Source organism: Thiomonas sp. OC7 (genome assembly GCF_900634595.1).
In the GTDB taxonomy this organism is placed as follows: Bacteria; Pseudomonadota; Gammaproteobacteria; order Burkholderiales; family Burkholderiaceae_C; genus Thiomonas; species Thiomonas arsenitoxydans.
In genome coordinates this window covers 3,725,043-3,746,855 of the sequence record NZ_LR131953.1, presented here as the reverse complement: position 1 = coordinate 3,746,855, position 21,813 = coordinate 3,725,043, and the positions used below count along the sequence as shown (strand labels likewise).

The window sequence follows — 21,813 nt, the reverse complement described above, 5'->3', positions numbered from 1 at the left end:
AAAACGTAAGGGAGTCATGCGGAAATTTGAGTAGTGTCCGACAAAGCTGAAGCAGAGGATTGGAAGCGGGGATCAGCCAATACCGCTTCCAGCAACGCACTTTTGAGGGAGGCAACACCAGCGCCGGTCAAGGCGCTTACGACAAGCCGAGGCATGCTAGCACGCGCTTCGATGCCCTCAGATTGAGTGTGACCATTTGTAACCTGAAGGTTCACTGGCAACAGATCAGATTTGTTGAAGATCAAGAATTGCGGAATATCGTCCGCGCCGATCTCACGCAGAACGGCGTGAACTTCATCCATCTGCTCGCGCAACATGGGCGAACTGGCGTCCACGACGTGCAGCAGCAAATCGGCCTGAAGCGTGTCTTCGAGCGTGGCCTTGAAGGCCTCGATCAAGGTATGCGGCAAATCGCGGATGAAACCCACCGTGTCGGACAGGGTGACGTTGACCTGTGGGCCTAGGTAGAACTTGCGCGTGGTGGTGTCGAGGGTCGCAAAAAGCTGATCGGCCGCGTAAATTTTCGACTTGGTAAGTGCGTTGAACAGCGTGCTTTTGCCCGCATTTGTGTAGCCCACCAACGCCACGCGAAACGCGCCGGTGCGCCTGCGCGCACGGCGTTGCGTCATGCGCTGGCGCCCCAGTTTGCCCAGACGTGTGCGAAGCATCTTGATCTTGTCGTCGAGCATCCGGCGGTCGAGCTCGATCTGCTTTTCGCCCGGGCCGCCACGCACGCCGATACCGCCGGTCTGGCGCTCCAGGTGCGTCCAGCCACGCACGAGGCGCGTGGCCAAGTGTTCGAGACGAGCGAGTTCGACCTGCATCTTGCCTTCGGCGCTCTGCGCGCGGCGGGCGAAGATTTCGAGGATGAGGCCCGTACGGTCGATGACAGGTTTGCCGAGGGCTTTCTCCAGATTGCGCTGCTGGATGGGGCTCAGTGCATTGTCGAAAATGATGGCATCCGCCGAAGTGATGCTGACCAGTTCGCTCAATTCATCGAGCTTGCCCGAACCGATGTAAGTCGCCGCGTCGGGCCGTGCTCGCACACAAGACAGCTCGCCCGCCAGTGCATAACCGGCGGACGTGCTGAGCTGCTCCAACTCAGCCAGCGCGTCGTCGGATGAGGGACGTCGCTGCTGGACGCTGACCAAAGCAGCGCGCTCAGGCCCCTGAGACTGCCCTTCAGGCTGCGGGTGCTTCTTGCTCACCGGTTTGGAATGAGACGGGGCGTGCCGGAACGACCGTGGAAATGGCGTGCTTGTAAACCATCTGGGTGACGGTATTGCGCAGCAACACCACGTATTGATCGAAAGATTCGATGTGACCTTGCAACTTGATGCCATTGACCAGATAAATCGACACCTGGACGTGCTCTTTGCGCAGCAGGTTCAGAAAGGGGTCTTGTAGCAACTGCCCTTTGTTACTCATCTTATTCTCCATTGGGGTGAGGAAAGCTTAAATGGCATTCATGGTCTGGAATGCAAGAGGTTGGAAAATACCATAGTGCCCGCGCAGGTCGCCGCGCCGGGGCCATCAGTCGTCGCGCGCGTAGGGGTTGGTGCTGCTGCGGTATTCCACCCGCAAAGGGGTACCCGTCAAATCGAATTTTTCACGCAATTGACCTTCCAGATAGCGCGTGTAGGTGGCGGGCACCCGATCGAGCGCGCTGCCATGAATGATGATGATCGGCGGGTTGGTGCCGCCCTGGTGCGCGTATCGCAACTTGGGTCGCACCGGGCCGGAACGCGGCGGCTGTTGCTGCGCCACCGCTTCGATAATGGCGCGTGTGAGTTTGGGGGTGGGCAATTTGCGATAGGCCGCGGCGTGAGCGGCGATGACCGACTTCATCAGCCCGTTCAGTCCTGAGCCTGTGCGGGCGGAAATGCTGTGAAATTTCGCAAAGCTGACGAAGGGCAGACGCTGACGGATGGCGACCATCAGACGTTCGCGCCCGTAGGTGTCCACCGCATCCCACTTGTTGGCCGCCAGCACGAGCGCCCTGCCCGCCTCAACGGCAAAACTGGCGATATGCGCATCCTGGTCTGAAACGCCTTCGGTCGCGTCGAGCAGCAGCACGACAACGTTGGCCTGCTCGATGGCTTGCAGCGTCTTGATGACCGAAAATTTTTCTACCGCCTCGAACACCTTGCCTTTGCGCCGCAGTCCGGCGGTGTCGATCAGGATGAACTTGCGACCGTCGCGCTCGAACGGCACTTCGATCGCGTCGCGGGTCGTGCCGGGCATGTCGAAGGCAATCACCCGTTCTTCACCGACCAGCGCATTGACCAGTGTGGACTTGCCCACATTGGGCCGCCCGGCAATGGCCAGACGCAGGCTGTGCTCGCGCGGCTTCGTGGTCTCGGCGGCGACTTCGCTTGCCGCCTCGGTCTCGGGTATCCCCTCGGAGGGCTCGGAAGGCAGCGCTTGCAGAATGCGATCCAGCAAATCGGGCACCGAGTCACCGTGGGCGGCGCTGATGGAAAAGGGCTCGCCCAAGCCGAGTTCGTGGAATTCGGCCAGCGCCGGATGGCCATGCCGACCTTCGGCCTTGTTCACGGCCAGAAGAATAGGCTTGCCGGTCTTGCGCAATTCGGCGGCGATATGCAGGTCTTGCGGACTGAGCCCAGTGCGCAAATCGACCAGAAACACCACCAGATCGGACTCAGCAATGGCCTGGCGCGTCTGCCGCGCCATCTGGTGCACGATGCCGGTATCGACCACGGGCTCGAAGCCGCCGGTATCGACCACGATGACCGGCCGATCCGCCATGCGCAGCATGCCGTAATGACGATCGCGGGTAAGGCCCGGCATGTCGGCCACGATGGCATCGCGTGAACGCGTCATGCGATTGAACAGGGTGGACTTGCCGACGTTCGGTCGGCCAACCAGCGAAACGATAGGGGTCATGTCAGAGGGTGTGAATGGATTCGGCGTGGCCGAGCAGCGCGTCCAAACGCCCCGGATCAAGGCGCAAAGCACAGCCGTGCCCGTCGGCACGGCGCGCATTTGTAACGCCGAACGGAGGTGTTTGGGCGCGATGAGCGGACATGGCGGATTTGTTCACACCCTCTCAGTCCGGCACGAAGGCGTAGACCCCGCCCCTGGCCGTGACCGCCACCAGGGTCTTGCCCACGACCACGGGCGCCGACTGGATCGCTGTGCCGTCGGTCGCCACGCGGCCGACGATGCTGCCGTCCTTGGCGGAAAGAAAGCTGATATAGCCCTGATAGTCACCCACCGCCACCGTGCGACCGACCAAAAGCGGCGCGCTCAGCCTGCGCCATTTCATCTGGGCATTGGTCCAGCTCGGTACGCCATCGGTGGCCGAATACGCCTGCACGTCGCCGTTCGCCTGCGTTCCGACGACTTCCTGATCGTTCATGCTCAGCGCGGTGTAGCCGTTGGCGGTGCGCGTCCAGAGCATGCGGCCGGTATCGGCGTCCACGCAGCCGACGGCGGATTGGTAGGCACGCGCGCACAGTACCGAGCCCAGCAGTGCCGGTTGGCCGGTAATGCCCACCACGCGCTCGACCTCGGTCACGCCACGGGGGCGTGCGAGAGTGGCCTGCCAGCGCGGCAAACCGTTGTCCAGGTCGTAAGCATCGATGCGCCCGAGTCCGGTGCCGATCATCACCACGCCGTTGCGCTCCACGATACCGCCGGCCTGTTGCACCAGCAGCGAAGCGGCGCGACTGTCGGCTTGCCACAAACGCTTGCCGGTCGCCGCGTCAAAGGCAAACACGCGCTGATCGGCTGCCTGGATGATGATGCGACCATCGAACACGGCAGGCGGTGTGAGCACCGTGGCCGGTAACTGATAGCGCCACAGCAGCTGGCCCTTGGGGCCGATCGACACGAGGCCGTTGTTCTTGTCGACCACGGCGGTAAAGGTGCCGTCACTCCCAGTCCCTGCGCTGATACCCGCAGTCACCTTGGCCGACCAGACCACCTGCCCGGTGGCGCTGTTCAGGCGCATGACCTGCCCGTCTGCCGAGGCCACGACGACGGCGTCCGGCAGTGTTGCGGTCTGGAACCACGCGGGCACCGCGCCAATATTCTGCGTCCAGGCTTGCTTGACAGTCAGAATGTTGACTACCGGGGTCAGCGGCATCGGCTCAGGCGGTTTGGAGCCCGAAGCGCAAGCGCCCAAGCCCGCGACCAGCAATAGAGGCAGAGCCAGACGCGCCAGCCGCACGAAGCGTGGCGCCACAAAGCGGGAACTCTGACGGGTCGCACTCATGCCGCACCTCCGCCGACCGACTGCAGTTTTTGCTCCACCGCAGCGCGCTGTGATGAATCGACAGGCAATGCCTTGAGTGCGGCGTCGTAAGCGGTGCGAGCCGCGTCGCGCTGGCCTTGCAGCATGGCCAGATCGCCGCGGCGGATGTCAAACAGGGCCGCGAATGTCGGCTCGGGCACGTCAGCCAGGGTTTTGATCGCCTCTGCATATTGCTTGGCATCGATCTGCAAGGCCGAGAGATTCAGCCGGGCCACTGAGCGCGCGCTCGGTCCGGCCGCGTGCTCGGAGGCCCACTTGAGCGCGGCGATGGCCTGCTCGTTTTTACCCGCGTCGTGCAAAGACTTGGCGACGGCCAGCGCGGCCATGCCGGCATAGGCACTGCCGGGAGCCTTGCTCTGCATCACAGCCCAGGCCTGCTTGATCTTGTCAGGGTTGTTGCTCTGGATGGCGGCCTGCACCTGCTCGAACACCACCGCCGCCTTCGCCCCTTGGTTGCGTTGCCACCATTGCCAGCCGTAATAGCCGGCGAAACCCACAGCGACGGCCAGCACGCCCGCGGAAATCTGGGTGCCCCAACGCTCCCAGAAATGGCGCATCTGGGCGATCTGCTCTTGTTCTTCGAAGTTGTAGCTCATGGGTCGATGGGGGACGAAAAGCGGCTATTTTAGGTTGGCCATTCAGAGCAGAGCGCAAACCAGCGTCTGCAAGGGTTCCAGCGGCAGCATGCGCTGCTGCTGCGCATCCTGCGCGCCGCGCAGATCCTTGATGCCGACCTGCCCGGACTGCAATTCCTGTTCACCGAACACCAGCGCCCAGCGCGCGCCGGAGGCGTCGGCCTTTTTCATTTGCGACTTCATGCTGCCGCCGCCCATGTGCAGTTGCACCCGCACTCCGGCAGCACGCAAAGACTCGCACAGGGGCATGACACGCGACATCAACTCAGGGCTGGTCATCACGGCGTAGGCATGAGGGGCGCTCACGGGCGCATTCTGACCCGCTTCGATCAGCAGTTCGAGCACCCGCTCCATGCCCAGCGCCCAACCGCAGGCGGGCGTGGGCTTGCCGCCGATCTGCTCGATCAGCCCGTCGTAGCGCCCGCCCGCGCAGACCGTGGCCTGCGCGCCCAGCCGGTCGGTCACCCACTCGAACACCGTGAGGTTGTAATAGTCCAGCCCGCGCACCAGTCGCGGGTTGAAGGTGAAAGGCTGCCCCGCCGCGCGCAACAGCGCCTGCACCCCCTCGAAATGCGCCAGAGACGCTTCGCCGAGATAGTCGATGAGCTTGGGCGCCCCCTCCACCAGCGCCTGCATGGCCGGATTCTTGGTATCGAGCACGCGCAGCGGATTGCTGTGCAGGCGGCGGCGCGCATCTTCATCGAGTTGATCGATGTGTTGTTCGAGGTAGGCGATGAGCGCCACTCGATGCCGCGCCCGCTCGTCGGCCTGACCGAGACAGTTGATTTCGAGCGTGACCAGTTCACTCAGGCCCAGACGCGCCCAGAGCTGACGGGCCATCAGAATGAGCTCCACGTCCACATCCGGCCCGGCAAAACCCAGCGCCTCGGCACCGACCTGATGGAACTGGCGATAGCGCCCGCGTTGCGGCCGCTCGTGGCGGAACATCGGCCCGGTGTACCAGAGCCGCTTGCCGCCGTCATACAGCAGCGAATGTTCGATGCACGCGCGCACCACGGCCGCCGTGCCTTCGGGCCGCAGCGTGAGCGGTTCGCCGTTGAGCGCGTCGGTGAAGCTGTACATCTCTTTCTCGACAATGTCGGTCACTTCGCCGATGCCGCGCACGAACAGCGGGGTGTATTCGAGTATGGGCGTGCGCAGATTCTGGTAGCCGTAGCTGCCCATGAGCGCGCGCACCTGCTCTTCAAACCACTCCCACGCCGCCGATTTGGGCGGCACGATGTCATTCATGCCTTTGACGGCACTGAGTTTGTCTGCCATGAAATTCAAGCCACCTGTTCAGGATGGCGATGGGGCGCGCCGTAGCGCTGTTGAACGTATTGCTCGACGATGGCCTGGAACTCGGCGGCAATGTTGTCGCCGCGCAGGGTCATGCGCTTCTCACCATCGATAAACACCGGCGCCGCCGGCGCCTCGCCGGTACCGGGAAGACTGATGCCGATATCGGCGTGCTTGCTTTCACCCGGACCATTGACGATACAGCCCATGACGGCCACGCGCAGTTGCTCTACACCGGGGTATCGGGTACGCCAGATGGGCATCTGCGCGCGCAGAAAATGGTCGATGCTTTGGGTCAGTTCCTGAAAAAAGGTGCTGGTGGTGCGGCCGCAGCCGGGGCAGGCGGTGACGCTGGGCGTGAAGGCGCGCAGGCCCAGAGCCTGCAGGATTTCCAGCGCCACGACCACTTCCTGACTACGCGGCGCATTCGGCTCGGGCGTGAGCGACACGCGGATGGTGTCGCCGATGCCCTCTTGCAGCAGCACGGCCAACGCCGCAGTCGAGGCCACGGCGCCTTTGGTGCCCATGCCGGCCTCGGTCAAGCCGAGATGCAGGGGATAGTCGCAACGCGCCGCCAGGGCGCGGTACACCGTGATGAGATCCTGCACATTGGAAACTTTGCACGACAGCAGGATCTGCGCCGGATCCATCCCCAATTCACGAGCACGCTGAGCCGATTCCAGCGCCGAGAGCACCAGCGCCTGCGCCATGATCTGGCGCGCTTCATAAGGCTGGGCGCGGCCGGCATTGGCGTCCATCAGGCTGACGAGCAGTTCCTGATCGAGACTGCCCCAGTTCACCCCGATACGCACGGGTTTGTAGTAGCGCTGGGCGACGTCGATCATCTGACCGAACTGCTTGTCTTTCTTGTCACCCTTGCCCACATTGCCCGGGTTGATGCGGTACTTGGACAGCGCACGAGCGCAATCGGGAAAGTCGCTCAACAGCCGATGGCCGTTGTAATGAAAGTCGCCGATGAGCGGCACAGAAACGCCCATGCGGTCGAGCTGCTCGCGGATGGCAGGCACTGCCGCGGCGGCCTCGGGCGTATTCACCGTGATGCGCACCAGCTCCGAGCCCGCCACCGCAAGCTCCTTCACCTGAATGGCTGTGCCGATCGCGTCGGCCGTATCGGTATTGGTCATGGACTGCACGCGCACCGGCGCGTCACCGCCCACGGTCACCACATGATCGCCCCAGACCACTCGGGCCTGGCGTGTGCGGTGGCGGGCGGGCACGGCTTCGGAAATGGGAGGGTCGAGCAGTTCCATGAATGAGCGATTTATTTCAGGGTGAAGCGCGCGACATTCGCTCGCGTATCCGGGGTGAGATCGACGGGCTTGCCTGCATAGCTCACTGTGGTGTGCGGCGCGTTGCCCACCACGATGGCCAGCGGCGTGCTTCCCGCAGGCACCTGAATGCTTTGCGGCGCACCGGGTTGCATGAGCTGAGAAAAAATCACTTTGCCGTTGCTGGCGGTGACTTGCACCCAGCTCGGCGCGCTCGCCGCCAGTTGCAGCACATTGCCCGAAGCAGCGCTGGTTGCAGCAGAGGCTACCGGCGCAACTGGCACCGGCGCCGAGCCTGCGATGGCGGGCGTACTCTGCAGGGGCAGCGGCGACGAACCGGCATTTGCGGGATGAGATGCGGGATGAGATGCGGGGTGCGATGCAGCATGCGAGGCCGACTGTGAAGCGGCAGGCAGCACGCTTTCCACCGAGCCCGGCGCGGGTTGTTGGGGCTTCGCCGCGCTTGGCATCAGCCCCTCAGTCAAACCCCGCAAGGCGGGCCAGAAAAACACCACGGCGGCCAGCGCAACGATCAGCACCGCCAGCCAAAGCAGACCGTACGATTTACGAGTAGCACTCGCCGAGCGCGGCAAAGGACGCTCTGGCACGCGTGCGGCCAACTCCGCGCCCTCCTCGTCCGGCACCGGGCTGTGCAGCACTGGGGCGCCCGGAAGCAGGTCGAGCAGGGGTTTCGCATCGATTTTCAGCGCCTTGCAGCAACTCCGCAGCAGCGCACGGCCGAAAGTGTCGTCGGGCAGCGCCGACCAATCACCTGCCTCCAGCGCAGCGATTTTTGCAGGGGCCACCTTGAGCTGTGCGGCAAGCTCTTCGACATTGCGCCCGGCTCCCATGCGCGCCTCGCGCAGGGCAGCCCCCGCCTTGGCACGACTGGCAATCAGTTCCGGAGTGGGTTCAGTCATACGGAATCAGTAGTTCAGCAGGGCGGAATCGTCAAACTTCCCCTGCTGCGCGGCGATGGCTTCACGCGAGTCTGGAAAGCGCTGGACGAGTTGATTGGTCCACAGCGCAGCGTCCATCGCATTACCCGCCTTGCGGGCAATCAGAATGCCGACCCAAAGCGACTGGGCGCTGGCGTACTGACCACTGTTGACGCGGGCAATGTAGAACAGCGCTTCCTTGGGCTTGCCCATGCGGTCGAGCACGACAGCCAGATTGGTGGACAACGCAGGATTGCCCGGATCGAGCGCGAAGCCCTTTTTGAGCGTGCCTTCCGATGCAGCCAGATCACCAGCGCGGTATTGGCACACACCCAGCGCCAGATAAGTGCGCACCGGATAACGGTAATTCTGGATGGCCAGGGCCTTGTTGAACTGAACGAACGAGTCCGGATAGCGACGCTGCTGACAAAGGAACCAGCCATAGTTGTGCAGCGCATCGGGATTATCCGGCGAGAGCCGCAGCGCCTCGCGGTAATTGGCCTCGGCCTTGGCGCTGTCGTTCAACGCGGTGTAGATGAGCGCGCGCATGGTGTAGGCGGGCACGAAATCAGATTTCTCTGCCAGCGCCTTGTTCACCTCTTCGAGCGCCACGGTGAACTGCCCGCGCTGGTAGTAGCCCTCGGCGAGTTCCAGACGCAACTGAACACGCTTGAGCACATCGGTCTGCTGGGTGCTCAAAGTCGCGCCCGAGCCCATCTCTGCCGCACGCTGCGTCTGCGTGGCGCAGCCGCCGAGCAACGCGGCGCCCGCCATCAGCAAACCGAGTACGGCCACCCGCCAAGCCGAAACGTGGGACCGCGCACAAAGATTCAGGAACATGGGCAAAGTCTCCCTCAATGACCCAGGCGGGCCGCAGTCGGCACGGCAGCAGCCTGCTGCATGCGGATGACGCGGCGGGTGCGATCCTGCACCTCGCCCGCCAGTTGACCACAAGCGGCGTCGATATCGTCGCCGCGGGTTTTGCGCACCGTGGTGACCAGGCCCGCATCGAGCAGCACCTGGGCAAACGCCGCGACCCGCGCCGAGGAAGATCGCTTGAGCCCGGACTGGGGAAACGGGTTGAACGGAATCAGATTGAACTTGCAGTTGACCTGCGCAGCGCGCACCAGCCGCACCAAATCTTGAGCCAGTGCCGGGGTGTCGTTCACACCATCGAGCATGCAATATTCGAAGGTGATGAAGTCGCGCGGGGCAAAGTCGAGATAGCGCTTGCACGCCGCCAGCAGTTCGTGCAGCGGGTACTTGCGATTGAGCGGCACCAGTTCGTCGCGAAGCGCATCAACGGGCGCATGCAGCGAAACCGCCAGCGCCACCGGACAATCCTGCGACAGCCGGTCGATCATGGGCACCACACCCGAGGTGGACACCGTGACACGGCGACGCGACAGACCGTAACCATCGTCGTCGAGCATGGTGCGCAGCGCGGGAACCAACGCGCTGTAGTTTTGCAGCGGCTCGCCCATGCCCATCATCACCACGTTCGAAATCGCACGCTCGCCGCCCGGCAGACCCAACTCGCGCCGCATGGTGAACTCGGCGTGCCAGAGCTGGGCAAGAATTTCCCAGGTTTGCAGATTGCGACTGAAACCCTGATGCCCGGTGGAGCAGAACTTGCAATTCACCGCACAGCCGGCCTGAGACGATACGCACAGCGTGTTGCGCTGCGCCTCTGGAATGAACACCGCCTCGACGGCGTTGCCCTGCCCCACATCGAACAGCCATTTCACCGTGCCATCGGCCGAGCGCTGTTCGCTGAGCACAGGCAGCGCGGCGATGTGCGCATGCTCCCGCAAGAATTGGCGCAAGGGCTTGGCCAGATCGCTCATGGCCTCGAAATCCGCCACGCCTTTCTGGTGCATCCAGCGAAAGACCTGCCGAGCGCGAAACGCCGCATGGCCGTGACGCCCGAACCATTCCACCAATCCGTCGCGATCGAACTGGAGAAGATTGGTAGAGGTCAGTTCGCCAGACATGGGCGCGGCATCAACGGGGAGTCGGCGGGGGGATCAGCAGACTAATCAGTAAACGATCAGCAAACGATCAGCGGGAATAGATCGCCATCGCCGGGAAGAAGAAAGCGATCTCCTGCGCCGCGGTTTCCACCGCGTCGGAGCCATGCACGGCATTGGCATCGATGCTGTCGGCGAAGTCGGCGCGGATGGTGCCGGGGGCGGCTTTTTTCGGGTCGGTTGCGCCCATCAGGTCGCGGTTCTTGAGAATGGCGCCCTCGCCTTCGAGCACCTGGATCATCACCGGGCCCGAGATCATGAAATCCACCAGATCCTTGAAAAACGGACGGGCCTTGTGCACCGCATAAAACGCTTCTGCCTCGGCGCGCGACAAATGCGCCATGCGCGCAGCGACAATTTTCAGACCGGCCGACTCGAAACGGGCGTAGATCTGGCCGATCACGTTTTTCGCAACGGCGTCGGGTTTGATGATGGAGAGCGTGCGCTCAATGGTCATACTTTGCTCCTGAAATCAAAGGGTTAATTCATCATTGTAGACAGCACCGAACTTGTGCTGCGGGTCACACACTGTGCTCAGCGCCCGCCGCGATTGCCACCGCCACCGCCGCCACTACCTCCACCACCGCTGCGTCGGCGCCCCCCCGAGGGGCCGCCGCCACCGCCCGCGCGATGCGGCCCGGCATCTTTGTGGATGTAACCGAAACTGGTTTTCATCGGATCGGGCTGCGAACTGCCCTGCTTGCCGCCCGATTTGCGGCGCGATTGTCCGCCGGGCTTGTTTCCGGTCGAGAAATTGCCTGCGCCGCCCCAGGAACCGCCGCCGCTGCGCACCACCGGGCTCTTGCCGAACAGCGCCTCGACCGTGGTGCGGGCGTAGCTGTCTGGCCCGGGCTGCTGCTGGTCGCCGCCCTGCCCCTTGCCGCGTCCGCCGCGGCCACTGCCACGGCTGTCGTTGCGCCGTCCGCCCTGGTTCTGCCCGTTCGGGCGGCGCGCGGGGCGGTCTCCTGCACCGGAAGGCGCCTCGCCGCTGCGGCCTTGCAGCGCCTGCACCTGCGATTTGTCGAGCTCGACAAAATCGCCGCGCCGCAGCCCCGCAGGCAGCACCACACTGGCATAGCGCACCCGGATGAGACGGCTCACCGTCAGCCCAACCGCCTCGAACATGCGACGCACTTCGCGGTTGCGGCCCTCGGAGATGACCACGCGCCACCAGCGATTGGCGCCCTCGCCGCCCGCCTCTTCGAGACTCAGAAAGCGCGCCGGGCCATCGCCCAACTGCACGCCCTCGAGCAATTCGTCGCGGGCTGCCGCGTCAAGCTCGCCCAGCACCCGCACGGCGTATTCGCGCTCGGCACCGTAGCTCGGGTGCATCAGCCGGTTGGCCAGGTCGCCCGAGGTAGTGAACAGCAACAGGCCTTCGGTGTTGATATCCAGCCGCCCGACTGCGGTCCACTTGGCCCCTTGCAGCTTGGGCAGATGCTGAAACACCGTGGGACGTCCTTCCGGGTCTTTGAACGACACCACTTCACCCGTCGGCTTGTGATAGGCCAGCACGCGGGCCTGGGCCGGCCGCAGGCGGCGCTTGATGATCTTGCCGTTGACGCGAATCTGGTCGGTCGGCAGGATGCGCTGTCCCAGATGCGCCGGTTCGCCGTTGACCGAAACCCGCCCGGCCAGGATGAGGTCTTCCATCTCGCGCCGAGAACCCACGCCGCTTTGCGCCAGCACCTTATGCAGCTTGGGCGCATCTTCGGCCGGGGCCAGCACACGGCGCACGATCTCGGCGGTTTCCGCCGCCTGATCGTAAGTGCCCGAAATCACATCCTGAATCTGCACGCCCACCAGCGGCACGGGCGCCGCGGCGGCGGGTGTCGTCGCCTCAAGCTGAGGCGCCTGCGGCTCGGTCTGGTGACGCGGGTTTTTCGGTGAACGTGGCGGACGCGCCGTGCGCTTGGGCTCAAGCGACTGCTGCGGCTCAGCCTGCGGGCTCGCCTCGGCGGCTTCTGCCACGCCGGCGTCTGCACTCTCGGCGGTTTGCGCTTCAAGTTCAGCCGGCAAAGCAGCCACCGCTTCAACCGCGGGCGGCGCAACAGCTTCGCCAGACTCCGGCGCTGCGCCCTCTTGGGTGCTTGCAGCCGCGGTCTTGCGCGGCGTGCGGCGAGGGGCGGCACGGGTCTTGCGCGCTGGCGGCGTATCGGCCACGGCCTCTACAGCCTCGGGCGCGGGGTTTAGTTCGGGGGAATCAGGCGAGTCGGTAGAGCTCATGGTGCTGTCCGTTCAAGGTCAGTCGTTCGGCAGCGCACCCTCGGGCGCACTGCGGGGCATAGAGGCCGGCTGCACGACTTCGGTCGTTTCAGACGGAGGATGGTGTTCACCGGGTTCAGCGTCGACCGCGGCAGGGTCTGGCGCTTCTTGCCGTGGGGTTGCTTGCGGGGCTTCCAGACTCTCGATTTCAGGCAGGCGCTGCTGCAGGCCGTCGAAATTCGGCAGCATGTCGCCGCGCTCGCCCAACGGGGGCAGGGCGTCGAGGGTTTTCAGTCCGAGATCGTCGAGAAATTGCGCCGTGGTGGCCAGAAGGGCCGGTCGGCCCGGCGCTTCGCGGTGGCCGATCACCTCGACCCAGCCCCGGTCTTCAAGCTGACGGATGATCTGGGCATTGACCACCACCCCACGAATCTCTTCGATGTCGCCCCGGGTCACGGGCTGACGGTAGGCGATGATGGCCAGCGTTTCCAGCACGGCACGCGAATACTTTTGCGGCTTCTCGGGATAGAGACGGTCGAGAAAGGGCTGCATCTCCGCCCGGCTTTGAAAGCGCCAGCCCTGCGCCAGCCGCACGAGCTCGACGCCGCGCTCCTGCCAATCGCTGCGCAGTTCATCGAGCAGCGCGCGCACGGTGTCGGCGGCGATCGTGTCGTCGAACAGGCGCCGCAGTTCAGCGACGGAAAGGGCTTGGGAAGCACAGATCAGCGCGGTCTCGAGGACCCGCTTGGCCTCTTGCGTGTTCATAGATACCCGGTAAAGGGCGGTATCAGCCGGAAGTCGTCCGCTGTGCCGCAGGTGCCCGAAGGCGGGCGCAATGTGTCGATGCGTGGCGCTCAAGTCAGCGCCCCCCAGAGTCAGGCTGCACCCGACTCGCCCCCTTGAGGGTCAAGAAAACTGGGGACGACCCCGCGTTTGCCTGAGAGTTATTGCCGATTTTAATACGTCTGCGTAGCGCGCTTGCCGCTCACGCTTCAGGCGGCAGGGGCAAGCTCTGCTGTTACGGGCGGGTAGAACGCGTCGGCGTGCAGATCGTTCTCCGGCAGGCCACGTTCCAGCAGTGACGCGCTGATGGCCTCGACCATGCCCGGCGGCCCGGCCAGATAGACCTTGGAACCGGCAAACTCGGCCACCTGTTCCAGCAGATGCGCGGCCAGCGGGCGATGCACGGCCTGCGGCGGATCTCCCGGTTGCGCCTCGTCCAGCGCAAGGTGATAGCTGAAGTTGCGATAGCTGCGGCGCATCTGCTCCATCTGTTCCAGACCGTACACATCGGCCTGATTGCGAAATCCGGCAAACAGCACCACGGGTTCGAGCTTGCCGTTGTCGAGCGCGGTCTGCGCCACACTGAGCATGGGTGCCAAGCCCGTGCCGCCGCCCACGGCATAGAGCGGCCCTTGGTGGCGCGGGCGGAAATAGCTCGTTCCCATGGGCCCACGCACCAGCAGCTGCGCGCCGGGACGAATCACGCTCCCCAGCAGGCTGCTCAGCGCCCCGGTCGGGGTGCGGCGGATGTGAAACTCCAGCAGATCGTCATATTCCGCATCCACCGGGGTGCTGGCCATGGAGAAATCGCGCGCGATTTCCTGCCCGTCTACCTCGACCACGATCTGGGCATACTGGCCGGCCGAAAAGGTGAAGGGAATGCCCTCCATATCGGCGAACTCGATGTGCAGCCGCAGCGCGAAAATATCCTGCGTCAACGGCTCCAGCGCCACCACGCGGCACAGCAATTTGCGCTCGGGGTGCGCGATCAGATCGTCGCTATCGGTCAGCCGGATGGTGATGTCTTCGCTCAGAATGGCGCGGCAGGCCAGAATGATGCCGCTGTCCCGCTGCGCATCCGGCAGCGCCTTGGGGTCATATTTTTTCAGCTTGACCTGACCCGACTCGAGCACGCACTTGCACGAACCGCATTCCCCCGACTTGCAGGAATAACGAATCGGCACCTGATGCCGCCTGAGCAGCTTCAGCAGGTTCTCGTCGGGGTCGGCAAGAAGATCGGTTTCTGCCGGGAGGATGTGAACGCGGGGCATGGAGTGAATGCTTTCAAGAAACTCGCCTGGCCGCCCCAAGAGTTTCTTGCCCCTTAAGGGGGAAACTGAGCGAAGCGAAGGTTTCGGGTTGGGCTTAAACCGCGACTTCGCCCGTCTCGCCAGTGCGAATGCGCACCACCTGCTCGACGCTGGTGACAAAAATCTTGCCGTCGCCAATCTTGCCGGTACGCGCCGCCTTGACGATGGACTCGATGGCCCGCTCGACCTGGTCTTCCTTGATGACGGCTTCGACCTTGACCTTGGGCAGGAAATCCACCACATATTCGGCGCCGCGATACAACTCGGTATGCCCCTTCTGACGGCCAAAACCCTTGACTTCGGTCACTGTCAGGCCGGTGACGCCAATCTCCGCCAAGGCCTCGCGTACCTCGTCGAGTTTGAACGGCTTGATGATGGCGGTGATGAGTTTCATGTCAGGGCTCCTCGGTGTGATTGAAGACGGAATTTAACTGGGGATGCGCGAATCGGCAGAAATCAGAACGATTCCCGGAATTTTGAGGTGATCGGATAGCGCCAATCGCGGCCGAATGCGCGGTGGGTGACGCGAATGCCCGGAGGGGCCTGCCGCCGCTTGTACTCCGACAGTTTGAGCAGGTGCACCACGCGCTCGACATCGGCCCGGGCGTAGCCTGCAGCCAGCACAGTTTCCACCCGTTCGTCCTGCTCCATATAGCGCTGCAGAATGCCATCTAGCACGTCGTACGGAGGCAGGCTGTCCTGATCGGTCTGATCGGCGCGCAGCTCGGCGCTGGGCGCTCGGGTGATGATGCGCTGCGGAATGACCTCGGCCTCGCCCATTGCGGCCGCGTGCGCGTTGCGCCAGCGCGCCAGCTCCCAGACCAAGGTCTTGCTCACGTCCTTGATGACGGCAAAACCCCCGGCCATATCGCCATAGAGCGTGGCGTAACCCATGGCCATCTCGCTCTTGTTGCCGGTGGTCAGCACGATGCGCCCGCTGTTGTTCGACAGGCCCATGAGCAGGGTGCCACGAATGCGCGCCTGAATGTTCTCCAGCGTGGTGTCGCCGGGGTGCTCGTGCAACAGCGGGGCCAGCGTGGTGCGAAAGGTCTCGAACAGCGGCGTGATGGGCAGCACGTCGTACTGCACACCCAGGCGCTGCGCCATTTCTGCGGCGTCGTCGAGCGACATCTGCGCGGTGTATTGCGACGGCATCATCACCGCGCGCACCTTTTCGGCGTCAAGCGCATCCACCGCGATGGCCAGCACCAGCGCCGAATCCGCCCCGCCCGACAGCCCGATGAGCGCCCCTGGAAATCCGTTCTTGCCCAGATAATCACGCACCCCGAGCACCAGCGCCGCATACACCTCGGCATGGTCGGACTTCAACGGCGCCACATGCGCCGGAGTCTGCTTGAGCACCTCGCCGCCGGTTACATCGACGCGCAGGATGTCTTCGACGAATTGCGGCGAGCGTGCCACGAGATCGCCTGCGCGGTCGAGCACAAAAGACGCGCCGTCGAACACGATCTCATCCTGCCCGCCCACCATTTGCGAGGCGACCAGCGCCATGCCGTTTTCCAGGCAGCGCTCGCGCATCACCCGCTCGCGCTCCGCCGTCTTGCCACGGTGGTAGGGCGAGGCATTGAGCACCAGCAACACCTGAGCGCCGGCCGCGCGGGCCATGCGTGGCGCATGCGGCAGCCAGGCGTCTTCGCAAATATTGATGCCGAAATGCGTCCCCCCGGCCTCGAACACCACCGGCTGATCGCCCGGCGCGAAATAACGGCGTTCATCGAACACCTGATAGTTGGGCAACTCATGCTTGCAATAGGTCGCTTCGACCACGCCGCCCCGCAGCAGCGAGGCCGCGTTGCAGGCCACCGCCTGCTGGGTCGAGGCGATCCGCGGCGCTTCGGCGGCGGCCAGCCCCAGCGGATGCCCGACGACCAGCGCCAATTCCGGCAGATCCGACAGGTCATGCGCAAGCTGCTTCAATGCGGCAGCACTGGCTTGCAGGAAGGCCGGGCGCAGCAACAAGTCTTCCGGGGGATAGCCGGTCAGCGCCAGCTCCGGGGTGACGACCACGCGCGCGCCCTGTGCATAGGCCTGCCGCGTCAGGCGGGCGATCTGCGCCGCATTGCCCGCAAGATCACCCACGGTCGGGTTGCATTGAATAACAGCGAGTTGGAGAGTCATGGCTGAGGATTTTCGCACCGAGTTGTCGGACGCGGTGAGCGCACTGCCCGCCGCCGACTGGGAGAGCCTGGTCGCGGCAACCCCCGGCGCCACGCCGTTTCAGCGCCATGTCTGGCTGAGCGCGCTGGAGCAAAGCGGCTGTGTGGGCGCAGAGACCGGCTGGCAGACCGCGGTCGTTTCGTTGCGGGATGCCAGCGGCGCGCTGGCCGCTGCCTGCGTGCTGTATGTGAAATCGCACTCCTACGGCGAATACGTTTTCGACTGGGCCTGGGCCCGCGCCTATGCCGAGCATGGCCTGCCCTACTACCCCAAACTCCTGCTCGCCGTGCCCTTCACTCCCGTGGGCGGCGCCAAGTTGCTGGGGCGCGACGCCACCGCGCGCAAAGCGCTGCTCGGCGAAATTCTGGCCATCGCCCGGCGCAGCGGGTTCAGTTCGCTGCACGCCCTTTTTCTCGACCCGCAGGAGGCCCAGTGGTGCAGTGCGCTCGGTCTGTTAGAGCGCACCACCCTGCAGTTTCACTGGCGCAACCCTCCCGCAGCAGGTGGGGCGGTCTGGCCCGACTTCGATGCTTTTATCTGCAGTTTGAGGCACGATAAACGCAAAAAGATCAAACAAGAGCAACGCCAGGTGCGCGATGTCGGAGTTTGTTTCCGCGCCCTTGTCGGGACAGAAATCACCGAATCGCACTGGGATTTTTTCACTCGCTGCTATCAAACGACCTACGCCCTGCACGGCTCCGATCCCTACCTGAATCGCGCTTTTTTTCAGACCATCGGCGCCCAAATGCCCGAGCACTGCCTGCTGTTTGTCGCCGAACGAGACGGCCAGCCCGTGGCCAGTTCGCTCGTCCTGCTCGACCCGCAAAGCCGCATCGCCTACGGTCGCTACTGGGGTGCCGTCGCCCACATTCCGGCCCTGCACTTCGACGCGTGCTATTACCAGCCCATCGCCTGGTGTCTGGCCCATGGCTACACCACCTTCGAAGGCGGCGCACAGGGCGAGCACAAAATGGCGCGCGGACTGCAACCCGTCGCCACCCGCTCGGCGCATTGGCTGGCGCACCCGCAGTTTTCGCGGGCGGTGGAAGACTATTTGGAGCGTGAATCAGCCGCCCTCGCCGAGCATCAGAACAGCCTGCAAGAGCGTCTGCCGTTCAAGGAAGTGCAGTGAACCCGCGGCGCTTCAGGCCCGCTGCGCCAGCCGCTTTTCGATGAAGGCGAGCAGCCCTGCGCTGGCCTGCTCCACCAGATCGAGTACCCGCTCGAAATCGCGTTCAGTGCCGTAATACGGATCTGGCACGGCGGCCACCGGCGCCTGCGGCGCAAAACTCAAAAACAGTCGGCAGCGCGACGCAAACTGCGGCGGGCATCGCTGCTCCAGCAAGGCGAGGTTGTCCCAGTCCATCGCCAAGAGCAGATCGAAACGCGAAAAATCCGCATCTTCCACCGCGCGGGCGCGCAGGCCAGAAAGGTCGTAGCCCCGCTCCAGCGCATGACGCTGGCTGCGACGATCGGGCGCCGAGCCCACGTGGAAGGCGTGGGTGCCGGCCGAATCGATGCGAACCCGCTTTTCCAAACCGGCTTCACGCACTCTGGCGCGAAATACGCCCTCGGCGGTTGGCGAGCGGCAGATATTGCCCATACAGACAAAGAGCACGGAAAACTCAGACATGGTTGAACTCACAGGATTGCAGAAATTCGGTAGACGCTATAGACATTATCCGGGCTGCTAGCCATCGAAATCGCAAGTTTTGCAAAGTTGTGTCAACCCAAAGACCGGGACACGCATTAAGCCTCTGATCCAGCTTGGATCGTTTCCATCCCAAACATTGAAAGTGCATCCCATCATGAAAAAAATTGCTGCCACGCTGTTTGCTTCCCTGTTCGCCACCGTTGCCATGGCGCAAACTCCGGCCCCGGCTGCCCCTGAAGCCGCCAAGCCTGAAGCCCACAAGGAAATGAAAAAAGAGCACAAAAAGGTCGAACACAAGAAGGTTGAGCACAAAAAGGCCGTGCACAAGGAAATGAAAAAAGAAGAAAAGAAGGCTCAGTAAGGCGTTCGAGACGTTCGCCTACACGCTAGGCGCTCCGGCATGACGGCAGCACCTGCCGTACTTGCCCGTCGAAATCCCCCGCAGCAGCACCCGCGGGGGATTTTTTCATTCCGCATCGGTAAAACCGGCCTTCCTGACGAGCCGACAGGCTCTTGAAATTCAGCAAGACACCCCCAAGCTGGAATGGTCATTTTTTATAACCGCGCGCTCACGCCGCGCTCGCGACCATGCAGACTGATCCCCAGACACCTCCTTCCGACGATCCGCAAACCGCTGACGGTGCGCATCAGGAGTTGATTCCCGAGCCTGTCCTGAGCGACGAGCTGGCGCAGGCCCAGGAAGAAATCACCAAGCTCAACGACCAATTGCTGCGCGCCCGCGCCGAGGTGGAAAACATCCGCCGCCGCGCGGAAGATGAAGCCGCCAAGGCACGCAAGTTTGCGGTGGAAGGCTTCGCCGAATCACTGCTCCCGGTCAAGGACAGCCTGGAGGCGGCGCTGGCCGACACCAGCGGCAAGCCCGATGTGCTCAAGCAAGGCGTGGAACTCACCCTGAGCCAGCTCAAATCGGCCTTCGAGCGCAACCGCCTGCAGGAAATCGCACCTGCGGCTGGAGACAAATTCGACCCGACGTTGCACCAGGCCATTTCGGTGCAACCGGCCGAGCAGCCTTCCGGCACGGTGGTTTCGGTGCTGCAAAAAGGCTATCGGATCGCTGAACGCACCCTGCGTCCGGCACTGGTCACGGTGGCGCAATAAGTCCCTGTATGGGTATGGCCAGATTCGGTACGGCCAGATTCGCAAGACTTGAATTCACAACAAGCTTCCTCATTTAACTAGCAGTTAAAAATCAGCGCCCCTCGGCGCGGCACATTCGGAGAATTTCCATGGCAAAAATCATCGGTATCGACCTGGGCACCACCAATTCCTGCGTGGCGGTCATGGAGGGCAATACGCCCAAGGTCATTGAGAACAGCGAAGGCGCACGCACCACGCCATCCATCGTCGCCTATATGGAAGACGGCGAAATTCTGGTGGGGGCTTCAGCCAAGCGCCAATCGGTCACCAATCCCAAAAACACGCTTTACGCCGTCAAGCGCCTGATTGGCCGCAAGTTCGGCGAAAAGGAAGTGCAGAAAGACATCGATCTGATGCCCTACAGCATCGTCAAGGCCGACAACGGCGACGCCTGGGTGGAAGTGCGCGGCAAAAAGCTCGCGCCGCCGCAGATCAGCGCCGAAGTGCTGCGCAAGATGAAAAAGACGGCGGAAGACTATCTGGGTGAAGAAGTCACCGAGGCGGTGATCACCGTGCCGGCCTACTTCAACGACAGCCAGCGCCAGGCCACCAAGGATGCCGGGCGGATCGCTGGTCTGGAAGTCAAGCGCATCATCAACGAGCCCACCGCCGCAGCCCTGGCCTTCGGTCTGGACAAGCACGGCAAGGGCGACCGCAAGATCGCGGTCTACGACCTGGGTGGCGGCACCTTTGACGTGTCCATCATCGAAATCGCCGACGTCGAGGGCGAAAAGCAGTTCGAGGTGCTCTCCACCAACGGCGATACTTTCCTGGGCGGTGAAGACTTCGACCAACGCATCATCGACTACATCATCGCCGAGTTCAAGAAGGAACAGGGGGTCGATCTGAGCAGGGACGTGCTCGCGCTGCAGCGCCTGAAAGACGCGGCCGAAAAGGCCAAGATCGAACTGTCGAGCTCCACCCAGACCGAGATCAACCTGCCCTACGTCACGGCCGATGCCTCCGGTCCGAAGCACCTGAACCTCAAGCTCACCCGCGCCAAGCTGGAGTCGCTGGTTGAAGAGCTGATCGAGCGCACCATCGCGCCCTGCCGCACCGCCATCACCGATGCCGGGGTGAAGGTGGGCGACATCGACGACGTCATCCTGGTCGGCGGCATGACCCGTATGCCCAAGGTGCAGGACAAGGTGAAAGAGTTCTTCGGCAAGGAGCCCCGCAAGGACGTGAACCCCGACGAGGCCGTGGCCGTAGGCGCCGCCATTCAAGGTTCAGTACTGGCAGGCGACCGCAAGGACGTGCTGCTGCTCGACGTCACCCCGCTGTCTCTGGGCATCGAGACCATGGGCGGCGTGATGACCAAGATGATCACCAAGAACACCACGGTGCCGACCAAGCATGCGCAGGTCTATTCCACAGCGGATGACAACCAGCCTGCGGTGACCATCAAGGTGTTCCAGGGCGAGCGCGAAATGGCGGCGGGCAACAAACTGCTGGGCGAGTTCAACCTCGAAGGCATTCCGCCCGCTCCCCGCGGCGTGCCGCAGATCGAAGTGACCTTCGACATCGACGCCAACGGCATTCTGCACGTCAGCGCCAAGGACAAGGGCACCGGCAAGGAAAACAAGATCACCATCAAAGCCAATTCCGGCTTGAGCGAAGAGGAAGTGCAGCGCATGGTGCGCGATGCCGAGGTGAACGCGGCAGAAGACCACAAGAAGCGCGAACTGGTCGATGCCCGTAACCAGGCAGACGCTGCGGTGCACAGTGTGCGCAAATCGCTCTCGGAGTATGGCGACAAACTGGACGCAGGCGAAAAATCGGCCATCGAAACTTCCTTGAAGGAAGCGGAAGAGGCGATCAAGTCGGAGGACAAGGCCGAGATCGAGGCCAAAACCAGCGCCCTGCTCGCCGCCAGCCAGAAACTGGGCGAAAAGATGTACGCCAGCCAAGCCGCTGAACCCGGCGCGGCCGGTGGCGCCTCATCCGGTAGCGGTGGAGGCCAGGCTGCAGGCGACGACACCGTGGTCGATGCCGAGTTCAAGGAAGTAAAGGACGGCAAGGCCTGATCGTCTTCAGACTTGAAGTCTCCCGACG

At 63.4% G+C, this 21,813-nt stretch carries 21 protein-coding genes; 4 read left to right on the top strand and 17 right to left on the bottom strand.

What is annotated here, in order from left to right; translation table 11 throughout:
• Nucleotides 1-14: 14 nt before the first annotated feature.
• The 16 genes from hflX to BIO17B3_RS18050 all read right to left on the bottom strand — a co-directional run bounded on the left by hflX (nucleotide 15) and on the right by BIO17B3_RS18050 (nucleotide 16,907).
• The gene (gene hflX / locus BIO17B3_RS18125; RefSeq protein WP_156055038.1) at nucleotides 15-1,208 is read right to left on the bottom strand and encodes a GTPase HflX; all 1,194 of its coding nucleotides are present in this window, start codon (nucleotides 1,206-1,208) and stop codon (nucleotides 15-17) included.
• A complete protein-coding gene (gene hfq / locus BIO17B3_RS18120) occupies nucleotides 1,183-1,428 on the bottom strand; it encodes an RNA chaperone Hfq (RefSeq protein WP_013106150.1) in 246 nt (81 codons plus the stop codon). The genes hflX and hfq overlap by 26 nt, the downstream gene beginning before the upstream one ends.
• 105 nt (nucleotides 1,429-1,533) lie before the next feature.
• A complete protein-coding gene (gene der, locus BIO17B3_RS18115; RefSeq protein WP_156055036.1) occupies nucleotides 1,534-2,907 on the bottom strand; it encodes a ribosome biogenesis GTPase Der in 1,374 nt (457 codons plus the stop codon).
• 163 nt (nucleotides 2,908-3,070) lie between these two features.
• Nucleotides 3,071-4,240: an outer membrane protein assembly factor BamB gene (gene bamB, locus BIO17B3_RS18110; protein ID WP_156055033.1), complete on the bottom strand. Its 1,170-nt coding sequence runs from the start codon at nucleotides 4,238-4,240 to the stop codon at nucleotides 3,071-3,073.
• Nucleotides 4,237-4,875 carry a tetratricopeptide repeat protein gene (locus tag BIO17B3_RS18105; protein WP_156055032.1) on the bottom strand — a complete coding sequence of 213 codons (639 nt, stop codon included), beginning with the start codon at nucleotides 4,873-4,875 and terminating at the stop codon, nucleotides 4,237-4,239. The genes bamB and BIO17B3_RS18105 overlap by 4 nt, the downstream gene beginning before the upstream one ends.
• A 42-nt stretch (nucleotides 4,876-4,917) precedes the next feature.
• Entirely contained in the window at nucleotides 4,918-6,195 is a 1,278-nt protein-coding gene (gene hisS, locus BIO17B3_RS18100; RefSeq protein ID WP_156055030.1) for a histidine--tRNA ligase, read from the bottom strand.
• Between the two features lie 5 nt (nucleotides 6,196-6,200).
• Complete coding sequence (gene ispG, locus BIO17B3_RS18095) at nucleotides 6,201-7,484, bottom strand: flavodoxin-dependent (E)-4-hydroxy-3-methylbut-2-enyl-diphosphate synthase (RefSeq protein WP_156055029.1); 1,284 nt, start codon at nucleotides 7,482-7,484, stop codon at nucleotides 6,201-6,203.
• A gap of 11 nt (nucleotides 7,485-7,495) precedes the next feature.
• On the bottom strand, nucleotides 7,496-8,422 hold the full coding sequence (locus BIO17B3_RS18090) for a helix-turn-helix domain-containing protein (RefSeq protein WP_156055027.1): 927 nt from the start codon (nucleotides 8,420-8,422) through the stop codon (nucleotides 7,496-7,498).
• Between the two features lie 6 nt (nucleotides 8,423-8,428).
• Complete coding sequence (gene pilW, locus BIO17B3_RS18085; RefSeq protein ID WP_156055025.1) at nucleotides 8,429-9,280, bottom strand: type IV pilus biogenesis/stability protein PilW; 852 nt, start codon at nucleotides 9,278-9,280, stop codon at nucleotides 8,429-8,431.
• A gap of 14 nt (nucleotides 9,281-9,294) precedes the next feature.
• Complete coding sequence (gene rlmN / locus BIO17B3_RS18080; protein WP_156055023.1) at nucleotides 9,295-10,434, bottom strand: 23S rRNA (adenine(2503)-C(2))-methyltransferase RlmN; 1,140 nt, start codon at nucleotides 10,432-10,434, stop codon at nucleotides 9,295-9,297.
• 67 nt (nucleotides 10,435-10,501) lie between these two features.
• Nucleotides 10,502-10,927: a nucleoside-diphosphate kinase gene (ndk, locus tag BIO17B3_RS18075; protein WP_156055022.1), complete on the bottom strand. Its 426-nt coding sequence runs from the start codon at nucleotides 10,925-10,927 to the stop codon at nucleotides 10,502-10,504.
• A gap of 77 nt (nucleotides 10,928-11,004) precedes the next feature.
• On the bottom strand, nucleotides 11,005-12,696 hold the full coding sequence (rluB, locus tag BIO17B3_RS18070; RefSeq protein ID WP_156055020.1) for a 23S rRNA pseudouridine(2605) synthase RluB: 1,692 nt from the start codon (nucleotides 12,694-12,696) through the stop codon (nucleotides 11,005-11,007).
• A gap of 18 nt (nucleotides 12,697-12,714) precedes the next feature.
• On the bottom strand, nucleotides 12,715-13,440 hold the full coding sequence (gene scpB / locus BIO17B3_RS18065; protein WP_156055018.1) for an SMC-Scp complex subunit ScpB: 726 nt from the start codon (nucleotides 13,438-13,440) through the stop codon (nucleotides 12,715-12,717).
• Between the two features lie 227 nt (nucleotides 13,441-13,667).
• Nucleotides 13,668-14,729, bottom strand: coding sequence for a 2Fe-2S iron-sulfur cluster-binding protein (locus tag BIO17B3_RS18060; protein ID WP_156055017.1), 1,062 nt, complete (start codon nucleotides 14,727-14,729; stop codon nucleotides 13,668-13,670).
• Nucleotides 14,730-14,823: 94 nt separating this feature from the next.
• Nucleotides 14,824-15,162, bottom strand: coding sequence for a P-II family nitrogen regulator (locus BIO17B3_RS18055; protein ID WP_013106163.1), 339 nt, complete (start codon nucleotides 15,160-15,162; stop codon nucleotides 14,824-14,826).
• A gap of 62 nt (nucleotides 15,163-15,224) precedes the next feature.
• Entirely contained in the window at nucleotides 15,225-16,907 is a 1,683-nt protein-coding gene (locus BIO17B3_RS18050; RefSeq protein WP_156055015.1) for an NAD+ synthase, read from the bottom strand.
• Here BIO17B3_RS18050 and BIO17B3_RS18045 point away from each other — a divergent pair.
• Entirely contained in the window at nucleotides 16,906-18,078 is a 1,173-nt protein-coding gene (locus tag BIO17B3_RS18045) for a GNAT family N-acetyltransferase (RefSeq protein WP_156055014.1), read from the top strand. The two genes, BIO17B3_RS18050 and BIO17B3_RS18045, sit on opposite strands and share 2 nt — an antisense overlap.
• Nucleotides 18,079-18,090: 12 nt before the next feature.
• Here BIO17B3_RS18045 and BIO17B3_RS18040 read toward each other — a convergent pair whose 3' ends face one another.
• On the bottom strand, nucleotides 18,091-18,579 hold the full coding sequence (locus BIO17B3_RS18040; RefSeq protein WP_156055013.1) for a low molecular weight protein-tyrosine-phosphatase: 489 nt from the start codon (nucleotides 18,577-18,579) through the stop codon (nucleotides 18,091-18,093).
• Between the two features lie 175 nt (nucleotides 18,580-18,754).
• Here BIO17B3_RS18040 and BIO17B3_RS18035 point away from each other — a divergent pair, with 175 nt between their 5' ends.
• From BIO17B3_RS18035 to dnaK, 3 genes are all read left to right on the top strand, one after another.
• On the top strand, nucleotides 18,755-18,961 hold the full coding sequence (locus tag BIO17B3_RS18035; protein ID WP_013106167.1) for a hypothetical protein: 207 nt from the start codon (nucleotides 18,755-18,757) through the stop codon (nucleotides 18,959-18,961).
• A 227-nt stretch (nucleotides 18,962-19,188) separates the two neighbouring features.
• Nucleotides 19,189-19,719, top strand: coding sequence for a nucleotide exchange factor GrpE (gene grpE / locus BIO17B3_RS18030; RefSeq protein ID WP_156055012.1), 531 nt, complete (start codon nucleotides 19,189-19,191; stop codon nucleotides 19,717-19,719).
• 128 nt (nucleotides 19,720-19,847) lie between these two features.
• Nucleotides 19,848-21,785 (top strand): molecular chaperone DnaK, encoded by a 1,938-nt coding sequence (dnaK, locus tag BIO17B3_RS18025; RefSeq protein WP_156055011.1) that lies wholly within the window; start codon nucleotides 19,848-19,850, stop codon nucleotides 21,783-21,785.
• Nucleotides 21,786-21,813 lie beyond the last annotated feature (28 nt).